15 protein-coding genes are annotated in these 15,176 nt (G+C 67.1%); 8 read left to right on the top strand and 7 right to left on the bottom strand.

What is annotated here, in order from left to right:
* Window positions 1–171 precede the first annotated feature (171 nt).
* Genes BCEP18194_RS26130 through BCEP18194_RS26115 form a run of 4 tightly spaced genes read left to right on the top strand, consistent with a single transcriptional unit; the run spans window position 172 to window position 4,338 of the window.
* The gene (locus BCEP18194_RS26130; protein WP_011354278.1) at window positions 172–1,824 is read left to right on the top strand and encodes a (2,3-dihydroxybenzoyl)adenylate synthase; all 1,653 of its coding nucleotides are present in this window, start codon (window positions 172–174) and stop codon (window positions 1,822–1,824) included.
* A complete protein-coding gene (locus BCEP18194_RS26125) occupies window positions 1,821–2,594 on the top strand; it encodes a thioesterase II family protein (RefSeq protein WP_011354277.1) in 774 nt (257 codons plus the stop codon). Before BCEP18194_RS26130 ends, BCEP18194_RS26125 begins: the two co-directional genes overlap by 4 nt.
* On the top strand, window positions 2,591–2,896 hold the full coding sequence (locus BCEP18194_RS26120; RefSeq protein WP_011354276.1) for an isochorismate lyase: 306 nt from the start codon (window positions 2,591–2,593) through the stop codon (window positions 2,894–2,896). The genes BCEP18194_RS26125 and BCEP18194_RS26120 overlap by 4 nt, the downstream gene beginning before the upstream one ends.
* On the top strand, window positions 2,893–4,338 hold the full coding sequence (locus BCEP18194_RS26115) for an isochorismate synthase (protein WP_011354275.1): 1,446 nt from the start codon (window positions 2,893–2,895) through the stop codon (window positions 4,336–4,338). The genes BCEP18194_RS26120 and BCEP18194_RS26115 overlap by 4 nt, the downstream gene beginning before the upstream one ends.
* A 25-nt stretch (window positions 4,339–4,363) precedes the next feature.
* Here the strand turns inward: BCEP18194_RS26115 and BCEP18194_RS26110 are convergent, their stop codons facing one another.
* Window positions 4,364–5,248 carry a LysR family transcriptional regulator gene (locus BCEP18194_RS26110; RefSeq protein WP_011354274.1) on the bottom strand — a complete coding sequence of 295 codons (885 nt, stop codon included), beginning with the start codon at window positions 5,246–5,248 and terminating at the stop codon, window positions 4,364–4,366.
* 86 nt (window positions 5,249–5,334) lie between these two features.
* On the opposite strand from BCEP18194_RS26110, the gene BCEP18194_RS26105 reads away from it, so the two are divergent.
* Window positions 5,335–6,636, top strand: a complete 1,302-nt coding sequence (locus BCEP18194_RS26105) for an aspartate aminotransferase family protein (RefSeq protein ID WP_011354273.1) — start codon at window positions 5,335–5,337, stop codon at window positions 6,634–6,636.
* Between the two features lie 35 nt (window positions 6,637–6,671).
* Here BCEP18194_RS26105 and BCEP18194_RS26100 read toward each other — a convergent pair whose 3' ends face one another.
* Window positions 6,672–7,754, bottom strand: a complete 1,083-nt coding sequence (locus BCEP18194_RS26100) for a helix-turn-helix transcriptional regulator (protein ID WP_011354272.1) — start codon at window positions 7,752–7,754, stop codon at window positions 6,672–6,674.
* A gap of 563 nt (window positions 7,755–8,317) precedes the next feature.
* On the opposite strand from BCEP18194_RS26100, the gene BCEP18194_RS26095 reads away from it, so the two are divergent.
* Complete coding sequence (locus BCEP18194_RS26095; protein WP_011354271.1) at window positions 8,318–8,590, top strand: hypothetical protein; 273 nt, start codon at window positions 8,318–8,320, stop codon at window positions 8,588–8,590.
* A 293-nt stretch (window positions 8,591–8,883) separates the two neighbouring features.
* Here the strand turns inward: BCEP18194_RS26095 and BCEP18194_RS26090 are convergent, their stop codons facing one another.
* Window positions 8,884–9,633: an SDR family oxidoreductase gene (locus BCEP18194_RS26090; protein ID WP_011354270.1), complete on the bottom strand. Its 750-nt coding sequence runs from the start codon at window positions 9,631–9,633 to the stop codon at window positions 8,884–8,886.
* A 45-nt stretch (window positions 9,634–9,678) separates the two neighbouring features.
* Between BCEP18194_RS26090 and BCEP18194_RS26085 the strand changes: the two genes are divergently transcribed.
* Window positions 9,679–10,656 (top strand): AraC family transcriptional regulator, encoded by a 978-nt coding sequence (locus BCEP18194_RS26085; protein ID WP_011354269.1) that lies wholly within the window; start codon window positions 9,679–9,681, stop codon window positions 10,654–10,656.
* Window positions 10,657–10,786: 130 nt separating this feature from the next.
* Here BCEP18194_RS26085 and BCEP18194_RS26080 read toward each other — a convergent pair whose 3' ends face one another.
* From BCEP18194_RS26080 to BCEP18194_RS26065, 4 genes are all read right to left on the bottom strand, one after another.
* On the bottom strand, window positions 10,787–11,137 hold the full coding sequence (locus BCEP18194_RS26080; RefSeq protein ID WP_011354268.1) for a VOC family protein: 351 nt from the start codon (window positions 11,135–11,137) through the stop codon (window positions 10,787–10,789).
* A 66-nt stretch (window positions 11,138–11,203) separates the two neighbouring features.
* A complete protein-coding gene (locus BCEP18194_RS26075) occupies window positions 11,204–12,127 on the bottom strand; it encodes a DMT family transporter (RefSeq protein WP_011354267.1) in 924 nt (307 codons plus the stop codon).
* A gap of 13 nt (window positions 12,128–12,140) precedes the next feature.
* A complete protein-coding gene (locus tag BCEP18194_RS26070; protein WP_011354266.1) occupies window positions 12,141–13,127 on the bottom strand; it encodes a 2OG-Fe(II) oxygenase in 987 nt (328 codons plus the stop codon).
* 29 nt (window positions 13,128–13,156) lie between these two features.
* On the bottom strand, window positions 13,157–14,137 hold the full coding sequence (locus BCEP18194_RS26065) for a hypothetical protein (protein ID WP_011354265.1): 981 nt from the start codon (window positions 14,135–14,137) through the stop codon (window positions 13,157–13,159).
* A gap of 132 nt (window positions 14,138–14,269) precedes the next feature.
* Between BCEP18194_RS26065 and BCEP18194_RS26060 the strand changes: the two genes are divergently transcribed.
* Complete coding sequence (locus tag BCEP18194_RS26060) at window positions 14,270–15,124, top strand: LysR substrate-binding domain-containing protein (protein WP_011354264.1); 855 nt, start codon at window positions 14,270–14,272, stop codon at window positions 15,122–15,124.
* Window positions 15,125–15,176: the final 52 nt, after the last annotated feature.

Raw genomic sequence — 15,176 nt, 5'->3', positions numbered from 1 at the left:
CGGCAACCGGCCGATTGTCCGGCCGGGCCGGGCGGGCGCCGCGCGACAGGCGCCCGATCGAATGAAATTGCCGCGATATCGAAAGAAACGGCGTTATCGCGGCACTTGTTACAAATGATAATACCTCTCATTTACATTTTCTGACAACTTGCCGGAACCCAAGGTCAGCGCATGCAACCCTCCCTTCCCTCCGTGGCGCCGGCCCTCCCGGCCGATGCGCCCGACTGGCCCGACGACTTCGCGCGCCGCTATCGCGACGCCGGCTATTGGCAAGACACGACTTTCTTCGACGCACTCGACGCACAGGCGCAGCGCGATCCCGATGCGCTCGCCATCGTCGACGGCACCTGCCGGCTCAGCTACCGCGACCTGCTGTCGCGCATCCGCCGGCTTGCGGGCGGCCTCGCCCGTCTCGGCCTGACGCGCGGCGACGCGGTCGTCGTCCAGCTACCGAACGGCGCGCGCTTCATCGAGACCTGCTTCGCGCTGTTCCAGCTCGGCGTGCGGCCGGTGCTCGCCCTCCCCGCTCACCGGCACTACGAGGTCGGCGCGTTCTGCCGCTTCGCCGGCGCGCGTGCGTACCTGGGCGCGGCACAACTCGGCGAGTTCGACTGCCGGCCGCTCGCGGCCGCGTTGCAGGCCGACTGCCCGACGCTCGAGCACATCGTGATGGCCGGTGACGACCATGCGTTCACCCCATTCGACGCGCTGTACGACGCGCCGCCGCTGCGCGAATGCGCGGCACGCGCCGACGACATCGCGTGCTTCCAGCTGTCGGGCGGCACAACCGGCACGCCGAAGCTGATCCCGCGCCGCCATCGCGAATACCTGTACAACGTGCGCGCGTGCAGCGCCGCGAGCAGCTTCGACGCCGGCACCGTGTATCTCGCCGCGCTGCCGATGGCGCACAACTTCACGCTGTGCTGCCCCGGCACGATCGGCGCGCTGCTCGCAGGCGGCCGCGTGGTCACGACCGGGCGGCCCGAGCCCGAACAGAGCTTCGCGCTGATCGCGCAGGAGCGCGTCACGCATACCGCGCTCGTGCCGCCGCTCGCGCTGCTGTGGCTCGACGAGCAGCCGCAACGGCAGGCCGACCTGTCGAGCCTGCGCGTGCTGCAGGTCGGCGGCGCGCGATTGATGGACCACGCGGCCGCGCGCGTCGCGCCCGTGCTCGGTTGCCGGCTTCAGCAGGTGTTCGGCATGGCCGAAGGGCTCATCTGCTGCACGCGGCTCGACGATTCGCCCGAACGGATCGCGCAGACGCAGGGGCGCCCCGTATCGGACGGCGACGAAGTGCGCATCGTGGACGATGCCGGCGAACCGGTCGCGCCCGGCGAGATCGGCGAGTTGCAGGTGCGTGGCCCGTACACGATCCGCGGCTACTACCGGCTCGCCGAGCACAACGCGACCGCGTTCACCGCCGACGGCTTCTATCGCAGCGGCGACCGCGTGCGGCGCACCGCGGACGGCGACCTCGTCGTCGAAGGCCGCGACAAGGACCAGATCAATCGCGGCGGCGAGAAGGTCTCCGCCGAGGAAGTGGAGAACCTGTTGCTCGCGCATCCGCAGGTGCACGACGCGGCGGTCGTCGCGATGCCCGACCCGCTGCTCGGCGAGCGCACGTGCGCATTCGTCGTCGCCCGCGCGCCCGCACCGTCCAGGCTGGTGCTGAAACGCTACCTGCGCGACTGCGGGCTCGCGGCGTTCAAGATTCCCGATCGCATCGAGTTCATGCCGCGCTTCCCGGAAACCGGCATCGGCAAGACCAGCAAGAAATCGCTGCGCGACCTGCTGCGCCGTCAGTTGCAGGCGGCCGCCGCATGAGCGCACGACCGACCGATTCGAACTGGATCCGCGAACTGCGCCTGTCGCCGTGCCCGCGCGCGCAGCTCGTCTGCTTCCCGCACGCGGGCGGCACCGCGAACTTCTTTCGCGGCTGGAGCCGCGCGCTGCCGTGGGACGTCGACCTGCTCGCGCTGCAGTATCCGGGCCGCGAGGAACGCTTCGGCGAGCCGTGCCTGGCGTCGATCGACGCACTCGCCGGCCCCGCCGCCGACGCGCTGCAACGCTATGCGCACGCACCGCTCGTGCTGTTCGGGCACAGCCTCGGCGCGGCGCTTGCCTACGAGGTGGCGGCGCGGCTCGAAGCGCGCGGCGCGGCGCCGCTTTACCTGGCCGTGTCCGCGCTGCCGCCGCCGCATCGCCAGCGCCTGTCGGATCTGCACCTGCAATCCGACGATGCGCTCGTGGCCGATGTCGCGCGGCTGTCCGGCGAGCACGCCGCGCTGCTCGCCGATCCGGAAATGCGCGCGATCTACCTGCCGATGATCCGCAGCGACTACCGCGCGATCGAGACGTATCGCCGCGACCGGCCGCCGCGGCTCAATACGCCGCTCGGCGTGATGCTGCCGCTCGCCGATTCCGAGCTCGACAACGACGAAGCGCACGCGTGGCAAGACGTCGCGTCGCGCCCGATCCGCATCGAGACGTTCAGCGGCGACCACTTCTACCTGCGCCACCAATACCCGGCGGTGATCGCGCATCTGGTCGAACGGATCGACCAATCCCTTCGTTACGGAAAGGAGTACACATGAAGACACCGGACGCCTGCACGGGGCTACCCGACATTCGCGACGCCATCGATCGCCTGGACGCCGACATCATCGACGCACTCGGCCAGCGCATGCAGTACGTGAAGGCTGCGTCGCGCTTCAAGCCCGACGAAGCGAGCATCGCCGCGCCGGAACGGGTGGCCGCGATGCTGCCCGACCGGCGCCGCTGGGCCGAACAGGCCGGCCTCGATGCCGACTACGTCGAGACGCTGTTCTCGGGCCTGATCGCGTGGTACATCGCGCAGCAGACGCAGTATTGGCGGCAACAGCGGGGGCTCGCATGAACGCCGGCCTCCCGCTGCTGCACGACACGTTCGCCCGCGCGGCCCGCCGCGCCGCCGATACCGGAACGCCGACGCTCGCGTCGGTGTCGGTGCCGCTGCGCCCGCTCGACTTCTTCGACCTGATCGCCGCGTGGGACGACGGCGCCACGCCGTGGTTCTTCCATGAAGCCGGCGATGCGCCCGTCACGCTGTTCGGCTGGGACTGCGCGCTCGAACTGACCGCCGCCGGCGACACGCGCTTCGCGCAGATCGATGCGCGCTGGCGCACGCTCGTTCGCGATGCCGTGATGGCCGGCCCGCAACCGCCGCGCGTCGTCGGCGGCTTCCGGTTCGATTCGCATGGCGCGCGCAGCGCACACTGGGCGCCGTTTCCCGACGCGAGCATGACGGTGGCGAAGCTGCTGATCGTGCGCGAAAGCGATGCGCACTGGGCCGTCTGCCAGCACGTCGTCGCCGCGCACGACGATCCGGCCGCGCTCGCGCATGCGTGTCTTGCGCGCATCGAGTCGCTCGGCACGCTCGCCGCCGCCCACGATGACGATGCCCCGCATCTGCTGCACACGCAGGCGCTGCAAGCCAGCGAGTGGCAGCACGAAGTGCGGCGCGCGGTGGACGCAATCCACGGCGGTGCGTTCGGCAAGGTCGTGCTCGCGCGCGACGTGCTCGAACAGTACGCGCGGCCCGTTGCCGTCGCGCCGTTGCTGCGCCGGCTGCGCAAGCGCGACGCGCATGCGCACCTGTTCGCGGTCCGCCGCGAAGGCGCCTGCTTCGTCGGCGCCACGCCGGAACGGCTCGCGCGTGTCGCGGCCGGCGACGTGCGCACGCATGCGCTGGCCGGGACGATCCGGCGCGGCGCCACGCCCGACGACGACCGCGCGCTCGGTGCGGCGCTGATGGATTCCGCGAAGGAGCGACTCGAACACGCGCTCGTCGTCGACGCGATCCGCGCTGCGCTCGCGCCGCTGTCACGCGCGCTCGACGTGCCCGAGCAACCGTCGCTGCACCGGCTGCCGAGGCTGCAGCACCTGGGCACGCCGATCCGCGCGACGCTGAAGGCGGACGCGACGCTGCTGCAGGTCGTCGCGGCGCTGCACCCGACGCCGGCGGTGGCCGGCCATCCGCGCGCCGAAGCGCTCGACCACATCCGTGCGCATGAAGGCTTCGATCGCGGCTGGTATGCGGCGCCCGTCGGCTGGATCGACGCGCACGGCAATGGCGATTTCATCGTCGCGTTGCGCTCCGCGCTGGTCGATGGCGGCGCGTGCCGGCTGTTCGCGGGCTGCGGCATCGTCGCCGATTCCGAGCCGGTCAACGAATATCAGGAAACCGAACTGAAGTTGTCGGGCATGCAGGCGGCGATCCGCGTGCGCGATGCAACGGCGGATGCGGATGCCGACGCACGCGGATCGGCAAAGGTGTCGGCCTCGTCGACGGTCGAGTGATGCTTCGTCGCGCAGGCCGCGCGCATCACAACAGCGGCAGCGTGAGCCGGATATGGTCGGCGAACGCCGCCGTCAGATGCGACGGCCGCTTGCGATCGAACTTCAGCGCAATGCCCACGGCCGGCAACGGCGGCAAGCGCGGATCGCCGGTGACGATCGCGAGGTCGGCCGGCACCGCCGTCTGCGTCATCACCGCGAACGCCTGCCCCGACCGCACCAGCGCGATCAGCCCCGCGAGACTGCTGCTCGCATACGCAACGCGGTAATCGCGCCCGGCACGATCCAGTGCTTCACAGGCCGCGAGGTGATCGAGCGTGTCGCGATCGGACAGCGCCAGCGGCAACGGATCGAAATGCGCGGGTTCGAGCCCCGGATAGCCGATCCAGACCAGTTGCTCGCGGCGAATGATGTCGTCGTTCGCGCCGTCGTCCGGCAATGAAATCATCGCCAGATCGACCGCGCGTTTCTCCAGCTGCTCGATGAGCCGCGGCGTCGGCCCGCAGACGACTTCAACGATCGCCTGTGGATGCTGGCTCGAAAACTGCCGCAGCAGCGACGGCAGCCAGACCTCCGCGTAATCGTCCGGGCATCCGAAGCGGATCGTTCCCGACAACCCCGTGCCGCACAGGTCGGCCATCGCCTCGTCGTGCAGCCGCAGGATGCGCTGCGCATGCACGAGCAGCCGCTCGCCCGGATGGGTCAGCACCACGCCGCGCCCGGTGCGCTGGAACAGCGGCTGGTCGACCACCTCCTCGAGCCGTTTCATCTGCTGGCTGAGCGCGGACTGGGTCCGGCCGACCCGCGCGGCCGCGCGGCTGAGCGCGCGCACCTCGGCGATCACGACGAACGAGCGCAGCAGGTCGATTTCGAGCGAAAGCGCCAAGGTATTAGCTCCTTTTCTACCTTGCATAAGAACTATTCGTTTCCATCAAACCAGACACGCGCCTAGACTGCAAGCGCCACCCTGCCCCTTTGCCTCTTGTCTGGAGACGCCCGATGTCCCTGAACGACGACCCGACCTTCTGGCGCAACGCCAGGCAGCACCTGGTCCGCTACGGCGGCACGTTCGAGCCGCTGATCATCGAGCGCGCGAAAGGCAGCTTCGTGTACGACGCGGACGGCCGCGCGATCCTCGATTTCACGTCGGGCCAGATGAGCGCGGTGCTCGGCCACAGCCATCCGGAGATCGTGTCCGTGATCGGCGAGTACGCGGGCAAGCTCGACCATCTGTTCAGCGGGATGCTGTCGCGGCCGGTCGTCGACCTCGCGACGCGTCTCGCCGACGTCACGCCCGCCGGGCTCGATCGCGCGCTGTTGCTCAGCACCGGCGCGGAATCGAACGAAGCGGCGATCCGGATGGCGAAGCTCGTCACCGGCAAGTACGAGATCGTCGGCTTCGCGCAGTCGTGGCACGGGATGACCGGCGCGGCCGCATCGGCCACGTACAGCGCCGGCCGCAAGGGCGTCGGCCCGGCCGCCGTCGGCTCATTCGCGATTCCGGCGCCGTTCACGTACCGGCCGCGCTTCGAGCGCAACGGCGCCTACGACTATCTGGCCGAACTCGACTACGCGTTCGACCTGATCGACCGCCAGTCGAGCGGCAACCTCGCCGCGTTCATCGCGGAGCCGATCCTCAGCTCGGGCGGGATCATCGAGCTGCCGGAAGGCTATATGGCGGCGCTCAAGCGCAAGTGCGAAGAACGCGGGATGCTGCTGATCCTCGACGAGGCGCAAACGGGCGTCGGGCGCACCGGCACGATGTTCGCGTGCCAGCACGACGGCGTGACGCCCGACATCCTGACGCTGTCGAAGACGCTCGGCGCCGGACTGCCGCTCGCGGCGATCGTGACGTCCGCGGCAATCGAGGAACGCGCGCACGAACTCGGCTACCTGTTCTACACGACTCACGTGTCGGACCCGCTGCCTGCCGCAGTCGGCCTGCGCGTGCTGGACGTGGTGCAGCGCGACGGGCTCGTCGCACGGGCCAACGTGATGGGCGACCGGCTCCGGCGCGGCCTGCTCGACCTGATGGAACGCTTCGACTGCATCGGCGACGTGCGCGGACGCGGGCTGCTGCTCGGCGTCGAAATCGTCAAGGATCGCCGCACGAAGGAACCGGCGGACGGGCTCGGCGCGAAGATCACGCGCGAATGCATGAATCTCGGGCTCAGCATGAACATCGTGCAGTTGCCCGGCATGGGCGGCGTGTTCCGGATCGCGCCGCCGCTGACCGTCAGCGAAGCGGAAATCGATCTCGGGTTGTCGTTGCTCGAGCAGGCGATCCGGCGCGCGCTGTAACGGCGCGCCACGGGCGGCGCCGCACGTGTCGAAACCTAGTCGAGCCGCCCGGACCGAAACACGCTGCGCAATTCGTCGTGATTGTGGACGTTGAGCCGGCGATAGATCTTGCGAACATGATCGACGACCGTGCTGTCGCGCAGCGCGAAGTCGCGCGCAATCTCGCTGTGCGAGCGGCCGAGCACGAGTTGCACACAGAGTTCGCGTTGCCGCTCGGTCAGGCCGAACGCGAAACCGAGCCGTTCGACCATCAGCCTGAGCGGCGGAAAGTGTTCGATGTAGATCACGATCGCGGCATCGCGTTGCAGCGCGGCCGCGTCGGTACATCGATAGGCCTTGAAGCGGAAACGCCCTGCGTGGTTGCGACGCTCGAGCGTCGCGGGTGGCGCCGGGTAGCCGAGCCAGATCCGGTTGAGGTTCGACCTCAGCGGCGCGAGCCAGTCCGGCAAGCGTTCGTGATGGTAGAACGCGAGCGGCTCGCCGGTCGCGAGCGCCATCATCCGGATGCTGTCCGCGTTGTGCAGCAGGAGCCGGCCATCGTCGTCGATCACCATGATCGCGGACTCGCTGCATTCCGATTCCTGCAGCGTGGGCTGCACGGGCCGCGACAGCGCATGGGCCAGATGCCGCGCCACGGGCTCGATGTCACGATGATTCTTTTCCGAGAACGGACGACAGCCTGGAGCGCGCGACAGAAGCAAGCTGCCCCAGCCGCGCGTGCCGTCCGTCGCGGTCAGCTCGAGACAGTGGCGCATCGACACCGGTCGCCACAGGTCCGCATACATGTCGCTCGCCAGCAATGCATGGTCGTAGTGCGCACTGTTGTCGAAGCCGCGCCCGCGGCGCATCGCATCGGAAAACGTGATGCCCAGCACCTCCTGCCGGGACGTGTTGTGGATGTTCGCGAAATACGTCGGCAACAGCGTGTAGACCACCTCGTTTTCGCTGCACACGTCCGACACCGCGTAGTGTTCGTCGGCATAGAAGAACATGCCCCAATCGGCACCGACGATGTGCCGGGTCGCCTCAATCACATGAGGAATGACGAGATGCGGCTCGACGGCAAGCGAACAGAGCCGACGAATATGACTCGCAAGCGCGACGTGTTTGTCAGACATGACTGCGCTCCTCGAACAGGCACCGGATTCGCTCGCGGGCCGCGACGAGACGCTCGACTTCACACGCTCCGCGATGTCTGTGCAGTGTAGGCATTCCACATGACAACTACGGCAATTGCCCCCTTTCAAGAGGGCGTTAAACCGGCATGCGGGTTCTATCATTTCGCCATTCCGGCTGCATTCGCGTGACGAACCCACTCCTGCGTTCGGCATGGGGCATTTGTCCGGCGCGATGCCATGATGGCGGAACGACCCGATTCACGATGCGCGAGTCAAACGCGCACAAGACGACTCGACACGCGCGACAGAACCATCGCGCGAATCTGCGCAGGCCGGTGCGTCAGTCGCCGTAAAGCCTTGGGGAATTGCCGGGGGAGGACCGACGTGACGCGTGCGGGCGCAGACAGGCGCAGGCCAGTCGACCGCGGATGCCGACACGTCGCGCATCACGATGCAGGTGAGCGCGCCGCAAGCAGCCGCACGCATGCGGAACGTCGACGTACGCGGACGATACGGAATCCGCGTCGTGGTGGTTGCATGGCTTTTTCATGTGAGGTGTCACGATGAAGAGCATGTATAAGGCGGCACTGGCCGTCATTTGTGTGTTGGGTGCATCGGGGCTCGCCCGGGCACAGGACGACGGCGCCGCGGCAGCGTCGAGCAAGCCGTCCGACTCGGCGATCAGCGCGACGTCGATGGGCAGCATGCCCAGCGCCGGTACGCAGGCCGGTGGGCCGACCGGGCTCACACGCGCGCAAGTCAAGGAGGAATACCTGCGCATGCAGAAGTCGGGGGATCTTCAGCGTCTCAACCAGCTGTATGAGGGCGGTCAGTAGCAACCGATGTCCGGCTCGGCATGGTCGCTCGTGTATCGGGTGGGGGTAGCTGGCGCGACCATGCATGGCCGACGGATAGACAGGCAGCGGGTGGAAGCGCGCCCGGCGTGCTTTCATGCCGAGCGCAACAGCGCTGAAACGCACGGACCGCATCCGTCCGTGATGCATGCACGTACGTGCATACCACCGCGCCGCCGGCCCGCTTCAAGGCGGTGGCATCCCGCCTCATTCACGCAAACAACCCTGCTTGATCCGGTCGTCGGCCAGCAGGTTCGCGCCCATGCCGGCGAGCCTCAGCCCGCTTCGGCCGCCCACGCTACGGCATCGGCGCCCGCCGGAATGCGCATCGGGCACGACGGATCGGTCGCCGCACGCCACACGGCTTCGGCGACGTCCTGCGCATGGGTGATCGGCGCGGATTCGTCGACCAGGCGCGCAAAGGTCGCCGCGACAAATTCCGCATAAGCCTCGTGTTCGAAGCCGTGCATGTGCGCACGTGCGTTGTCGGCGAAACGCGTGTCGGGCGCACGGCCCGGCAGCACGAGACGCGCACGCACGCCGAACGGTTCGAGTTCGAGCGCCACCGATTCGGTGTACGCATTGACCGCCGCCTTGCTGGCGCGGTAGGCGGCGAGCAGCGGCAGCACCTTCAGCGTGACGCTCGACGTGACGTTCACGACGACACCGGCCCCGCGCCGGCGCAACTGCGGCAGCACGGCTTCCGTCACCGCGATCGTGCCGATCGTGTTGGTCTCGAACAGCGCGCGCACGGTGTCGATCGGCATCAGTTCGGCCGGTGCGGCCGCGCCGAAACCCGCATTGTTGACGAGTACGTCGATCGGGCCGGCGGCATCGATCGCGGCGCGGATGCTGTCGGGGTTCGTGACATCGAGCGCCAGCACGCGCAGGTGCGCCGACGGCGGCAACACGTCCTCGCGCGGCGTACGCATCGTCGCGACGACCTGCCAGTCGCGGGCCAGGAAATAGCGGGCAATCTCGAGGCCGAAGCCGGAGGAACAGCCGGTGATCAATACGGTCTTCATGCGAACTCACTCCTGTGACGTGTTGAGCATGTGTTCGTACGATAGATGGCCGAATCCGTATTCGCTACAATCGAAAATCCGATTTTCATTGGCGAGAGTCCGGCGATGATCGACCCGTTGACCGAAGTCGTAACCTTGCTGCAACCGGGCGCGCGGCACTCCAAATACATCCGCGGCGCGAGCCCGTGGTCGATCAGCCGCACGGTCGCGGGCGAGCCGTTCTATTGCGCGATCCTCGACGGCGGGTGCCGGATCGCGATCGACGGGCACGCACCGATCGAGCTGCTGCCCGGCGATTTCATGCTGATTCCGGCGGTGTACGGCGTCGCGATGTCCAGCCTCGAACCGCCAGCGCCAGGGGTCGAAACCGCCCCGCCGGTCGAGCTCGACCCCGGCGAATTCCGGATCGGCGATCCCGCCAACCCGGTCGACACGCGGATGATGGCCGGCAACTGCAGCTTCGGTTCGTCGGACGCCTCGCTGCTGGTTTCGCTCTTGCCCCGATTCGTGCACGTACGTGGCGAACCGCGGCTGACCACGCTCGTGCAACTCGTGCGCGACGAATCGCGTGCGCAGCGCCCTGCGCGCGACATCGTGCTGGCGCGCCTGCTGGAAGTGCTGCTGATCGAGGCGCTGCGCTTCACGTCCGGCACGAACGCGTCGCCCGGCCTCGTGCGTGGGCTGGCCGACAGCCGGCTGGCCGCCGCGATCCGCCGCATGCACGAACGCCCCGCGCATCCGTGGACGATCGTCGAGCTGGCGAAAGAAGCCGCGCTGTCGCGCTCGACCTTTTTCGAACGCTTCAGCCGCGCGGTCGGCCTCGCGCCGATGGAATACCTGCTCACGTGGCGCATGGCGCTCGCGAAGGATCTGCTCCGCCGCAACGAGGGCCGCATCGCCGAGATCGCGGGGCGCGTGGGCTACAGTTCGGCGAGCACTTTCAGCGTCGCGTTCACGCGGCACGTCGGCCGGCCGCCTGCGCAATATGCGCGGGAGGAGCAAGCGACGGCGAACGAAACATGATGCAGCTCGGTGGTGAACTGCGCGGCCCGCTCGTACCGGAAAACGCGGGCCGAAGAAGGCGAAGGAAAAGGCCATGAAGGGGCTGGCGTTGCATGCGCAAACGCCGCCCAAGCAGCCCCGGCGTGCCGATTCAGCGATGCGCCAGCACGTTGACCAGCTTGCCAAACGGATCGCGCACATAGAACCTACGCACGCCCCACGGCTCGTCAGCCGGGCCATATTCGACCGGAATCCCCGCCGCCTGCACGCGCGCGAGCGCTTCATCGACGTCGTCGACCTCGATCGACAGATCGGGCGTCGGCGTGCCCGACCCACCCTGCGATGCGAAGCTGATCTGCACGTCCATCTGCTCGGCGTTGCCGTAGGTCGCGATCCAGCCGTGATCCATCAGCAGGTCGAGGCCGAAGATCCGTTGGTAAAAGCGCTTTGCGTCGTCGACTGATCGGGTGTCGACATTGGCGACGATCCGTTTGACTTTCATCGGGTTCCTTCGCGGGGCATGACAGTACCGCGACGCTACACCGGAACCGGGCGCGCAACCAGTGCCTCAGCGGCCAGCCGCCTCCATGTTCGCCCGCCGCGCCCGCGCGGGCCGCTCGACGTGCTTGCCGGCCAGCCACACGCCAACCGCGACGACCACGATACCGAGATAGGTCGTCACTTCGATCCGGTCGCCGAACATCCACGCGGCCCACATCAGCGTCACGGGTGGCTCGAGATAGACGAGGGTCGCCACGCGCGTCGCGGGCATGCGCTTGAGCAGCGCCCACAACGACAGGTAGGCGACGAAGGTCGAGAACACCGTCAGCCACACGACGGAGATCCACACGTTCGGCTGGGTCGGCACATGCAGGTTGCCCGTGCCGATCCCGCACGCCGCGAACAGCACCAGGCTCACGCAGCCCTGCACGAACAGCGGCAGGAACAATCCGTCCTCGTTACTGCGCGCGGCCGTCAGCGCGCGGCGCCGCTGATAGATCGTCGCGATCGACAGCCCCAGCGCCGACACTAGCGGCAGCAGGTACATGACGAGCCCGACCGACCCGGCCGGCAGCGCATATTGCCCGCCGATCACGATGCCCACGCCGACGAACCCGACGACGAGCCCGGCCCACTGTCGCGCCCCGCTGCGCTCGCTGCCTTCGAGCGACGTCATCGCCGCGGTGATGAGCGGCTGCAACGCCGCGACGATCGCGGCAATGCCCGGCGGCAGGCCATGCTGGATCGCGATATACACGCACGTCAGGTAGAGAAACTGCGACAGGAAGCCGATCACCGCGTGATAGCGAAGCTTCTCCCACGTCAGGCGCCCGAGCTGCCGGTTGAGGACGATCGCAAGACACAGCGTGACGAGCAGGAACCGCCAGAACAGCAGGTTGAACGCACCGGCCGTCTCCGCGCCGAGCTTGGCGCCGATGAAGCCGGAACTCCACGACAACACGAAAACGAGCTGGAGCAGGAATAGCTGCATGGGGCGACGGCTCTCAGAAAGGTGCCGGGGACAGGCGCTGGTCTTCCAGATCCTCGGGGCGAATCGGTTCGAGCCCGAGGCGGAGGTACTGCAGTTCGGCGTCGTCCCGGAGCGCGCGCTGCAGCGCCAGCCAGTTGACGATCGTGCGCGGGATGCCGTCGTCCGACGCGAGATGCCAGAACCCGTTGTCGTCCTCCCGCGTATACGGGCAATGAAACGACAGCACCAGCGACATGCGGCGCCCCGACTCGACCGGCTCGACGCCATGGAACAGCTTGCTGCCATAGATGAGCAGCGCGTCGCCCGCCGTGTCCAGATTCGCGGTCCTCACATGCCGGCGTTCGCGATCGTGGCGGTCGAACGTCTCCGCGGTCGATTCGTAGAACAGAAAGTTTCCGCCCTCGTAGTCGGATCGATCCGACAGCACGATATTCAGCACGAAGCTGGTGCCGTCGGTGTGCCACATGCCCAGCTGCTCCTTGCCGTCGCGCTGGTCCAACGGGTAGTAATAGTTGAACTGCGACCGCGCATTGACCATCGGATACGGAATCAGCGGCACACCGGCCAGACGCGACACCCTCAGCAGGAACGCGCGGTCGTGCATCATGTCGTCGATGAACCGCGAGCGCTCCGTCACCGCACGCACGCGCTTCGAGATGATCCAGTTGCTGCTCGACGCGCTGCGCTCCAGCGCGCGGCCGATCTCGCGCAACGCATGAACCGCTTCATCCGAAAACAATCCGCGAAGATGGCACACCGCGTTGAGCGCATCCGAGCGCGTGCCGCGCATCGGTACATCGCGATAGCCGAGATCGTCGAGGTTGCGCCGGTATCGCACTTCGTAGCTGTCGCGCAGGCAGGCGCTGCTCCAGCGCATCGGTTCCGTCACGGCATCCAGCGCGCCGTCGACGTTCGCGCCGCCGGACAGCGACGTCTGCAGCGCAAGCCTCACCCGATCGAACCCTCGCGCAAACACCGGCAATGCATTTCCCTTGTTCATCGCGTGCCTCGCTGTCGTGGTTGCGGCATTCAGCCCTTGAACTGGGCGATCTGGTACACGACGCTGCCGTCGCCGCTGTGCAGCTCGTCGATCACGCGGCAATTGGCGTGGCTATGGCGGACATGGCGGAATTGCTCCGGCGTGTATTTCAGGCAGACGTTGGTGATCAGATGCCCGTCTGCCCCGGCTTTCGAAACGGGCTGCAGCGTGACCGCCACATGGAACTGGTCGCCGAGCAGATTGAGCCGGACGATCGACACATGGTGCTTGCCGAGCGGCTCGAAGCCCTGCTGCCGGCTGACGACTTCGGAAAACCGCACCATGTTCTCGTTCTGGTAGAAGTTGTAGATGGGCTCTTCACGCCCCTCGACCAGCAACTGCATCTCCGACACGACATAGGTCGACTTGCCGCCGAGATTGCGGATGAGCCGGCCGATCGTCACCGGCAATTCGTTGCCCTCCTGGAACCCGAGCATCGTGATGAACGTCACGTCCTGGCCCACGTCGATGTGGTTCCATTGCACGTTCCGGTAATCGTCGGCGATGTAGTTGAAACAGCCGGGCGTTTTCAGGAACGGCATGATCGCGTGCCGCATCGCGTCTTCCGACGACTCGTTGATGTCGACGGCCGTGTAGCGCAGATGGTCCGGGCCGCCACCGCTGACGGCCTTCACGAGTTCGGTCGTCTTGACCGGCTCCGGCCCGAGCTCGATGTAATGCACATCGCGGCCGCGCGACAACGTCGCGAGCCGCTCGCTCAACTTGCCGATCGCTTCGCGCAACGAACCGTTGCCGTCGCGGTCCGCGCACAGCGCGGGGCTCCGCACGCCCAGCTCGTTCAGGTTCCGCATCAGCGAAAACACCTCGCGCCCTGCTTCCTTTCTCCTCGCATCATCGTCGCTGTGCTTGAGCGTCGAATATTTTTCGTGATTCTCGACCGTCCATACCGACTCGGCCTTCAGCTTCCTGTCCCGCACCAATGCATCTACAACGAAATCGTTGATCGACATGAATCGTTCCCCGGATACGTGCAACGCCCGGCCGGCTGCCTGCCGTTGTCTGCCTGTTGACCGAGAATATGGGATGCCCAATAATTCCGTCAATCGACATTACCTGAATCACTGATTCGGAAAAACCAAATCATGCCGCGCACCCTGGACGTCGACCTGCTGCGAACCTTCCACGCCGTCGCGAAGCTCGGCCGCTTCAAGGATGCAGCCGCTCATGTGAATCGCAGCCCGTCGTCGGTCACGGCGCAGATTCAGAAGCTCGAGGAAATGGTTGCGCAGCGCTTGTTTACGCGGAACAACCAGGCCGTCGAACTCACGCAGTACGGCCACAAGCTGCTCAGCGACACCACCGAGTTCCTGCTGAGCCACGACCGGCTCGTCGAATCGCTGTCGCCGCAGATACTGACCGGCAAGTTGCGGCTCGGCATCCCCGATTCGTACGCCGCGCACTTCATGGCGGAATTCCTGCCTCGCTTCGCCGCCGACCGGCCGCTGCTCGAGCTGACCGTCGAAGCGCGCTCCAGCGAAGAGTTGCAGTCTCTGTTCTCGCGCGGCCAGCTGGACATCACGATCGCCGTGGTCCAGAAAGTGCCGCCGCACGGCGAGCTGCTCAGCAAGACCCATCCGGTGTGGGTCGCCGCGCGGACCTTCAAGTTCAATCCCGACGCGCCGCTGCCGATCGCCGTGCAATTGCAGGGCTGCCCGTACCGCGACACCGCGCTGAACGCGCTGAAGAAGGCGAAGATCTCGCACCGGATGCTGCTCGAAAGCGCCAGCTCGCCGGCGGTCGAAGCGTGTATCGCCAACGGCCTCGCGGTCGGCCTCATCGAACACGATCGCGTGTCCGGCAACCTGACGAGCCACGTCGCCGGGATCGTGCTGCCCGACCTCCCGCCGCACCTGATCACCATCCTGACGGACGACAGCAATCGCGCCGCGCTGCATCTGCGCGACGTACTGAAAAGCACGTTCAGGATCGGACTGTGAAGACAAGGCCGGGAACCGGCCTTGCAAGAGAAAGCAAAAAAAGAAGCGCCGC

The organism is Burkholderia lata (assembly GCF_000012945.1).
GTDB classification, from domain to species: domain Bacteria; phylum Pseudomonadota; class Gammaproteobacteria; order Burkholderiales; family Burkholderiaceae; genus Burkholderia; species Burkholderia lata.
Note: the sequence above shows the minus strand (reverse complement) of the source record. Positions and strands in the feature narration are given on the sequence as shown.

What these genes read in the sequence shown, in the direction of transcription:
- BCEP18194_RS26130 (WP_011354278.1), top strand. Translation starts at nt 172, where the DNA reads ATGCAACCCTCCCTTCCCTCCGTGGCGCCGGCCCTCCCGGCCGATGCG.
- BCEP18194_RS26125 (WP_011354277.1), top strand. Translation starts at nt 1,821, where the DNA reads ATGAGCGCACGACCGACCGATTCGAACTGGATCCGCGAACTGCGCCTG.
- BCEP18194_RS26120 (WP_011354276.1), top strand. Translation starts at nt 2,591, where the DNA reads ATGAAGACACCGGACGCCTGCACGGGGCTACCCGACATTCGCGACGCC.
- BCEP18194_RS26115 (WP_011354275.1), top strand. Translation starts at nt 2,893, where the DNA reads ATGAACGCCGGCCTCCCGCTGCTGCACGACACGTTCGCCCGCGCGGCC.
- BCEP18194_RS26110 (WP_011354274.1), bottom strand. Translation starts at nt 5,248, where the DNA reads ATGCAAGGTAGAAAAGGAGCTAATACCTTGGCGCTTTCGCTCGAAATC.
- BCEP18194_RS26105 (WP_011354273.1), top strand. Translation starts at nt 5,335, where the DNA reads ATGTCCCTGAACGACGACCCGACCTTCTGGCGCAACGCCAGGCAGCAC.
- BCEP18194_RS26100 (WP_011354272.1), bottom strand. Translation starts at nt 7,754, where the DNA reads ATGTCTGACAAACACGTCGCGCTTGCGAGTCATATTCGTCGGCTCTGT.
- BCEP18194_RS26095 (WP_011354271.1), top strand. Translation starts at nt 8,318, where the DNA reads ATGAAGAGCATGTATAAGGCGGCACTGGCCGTCATTTGTGTGTTGGGT.
- BCEP18194_RS26090 (WP_011354270.1), bottom strand. Translation starts at nt 9,633, where the DNA reads ATGAAGACCGTATTGATCACCGGCTGTTCCTCCGGCTTCGGCCTCGAG.
- BCEP18194_RS26085 (WP_011354269.1), top strand. Translation starts at nt 9,679, where the DNA reads ATGGCCGAATCCGTATTCGCTACAATCGAAAATCCGATTTTCATTGGC.
- BCEP18194_RS26080 (WP_011354268.1), bottom strand. Translation starts at nt 11,137, where the DNA reads ATGAAAGTCAAACGGATCGTCGCCAATGTCGACACCCGATCAGTCGAC.
- BCEP18194_RS26075 (WP_011354267.1), bottom strand. Translation starts at nt 12,127, where the DNA reads ATGCAGCTATTCCTGCTCCAGCTCGTTTTCGTGTTGTCGTGGAGTTCC.
- BCEP18194_RS26070 (WP_011354266.1), bottom strand. Translation starts at nt 13,127, where the DNA reads ATGAACAAGGGAAATGCATTGCCGGTGTTTGCGCGAGGGTTCGATCGG.
- BCEP18194_RS26065 (WP_011354265.1), bottom strand. Translation starts at nt 14,137, where the DNA reads ATGTCGATCAACGATTTCGTTGTAGATGCATTGGTGCGGGACAGGAAG.
- BCEP18194_RS26060 (WP_011354264.1), top strand. Translation starts at nt 14,270, where the DNA reads ATGCCGCGCACCCTGGACGTCGACCTGCTGCGAACCTTCCACGCCGTC.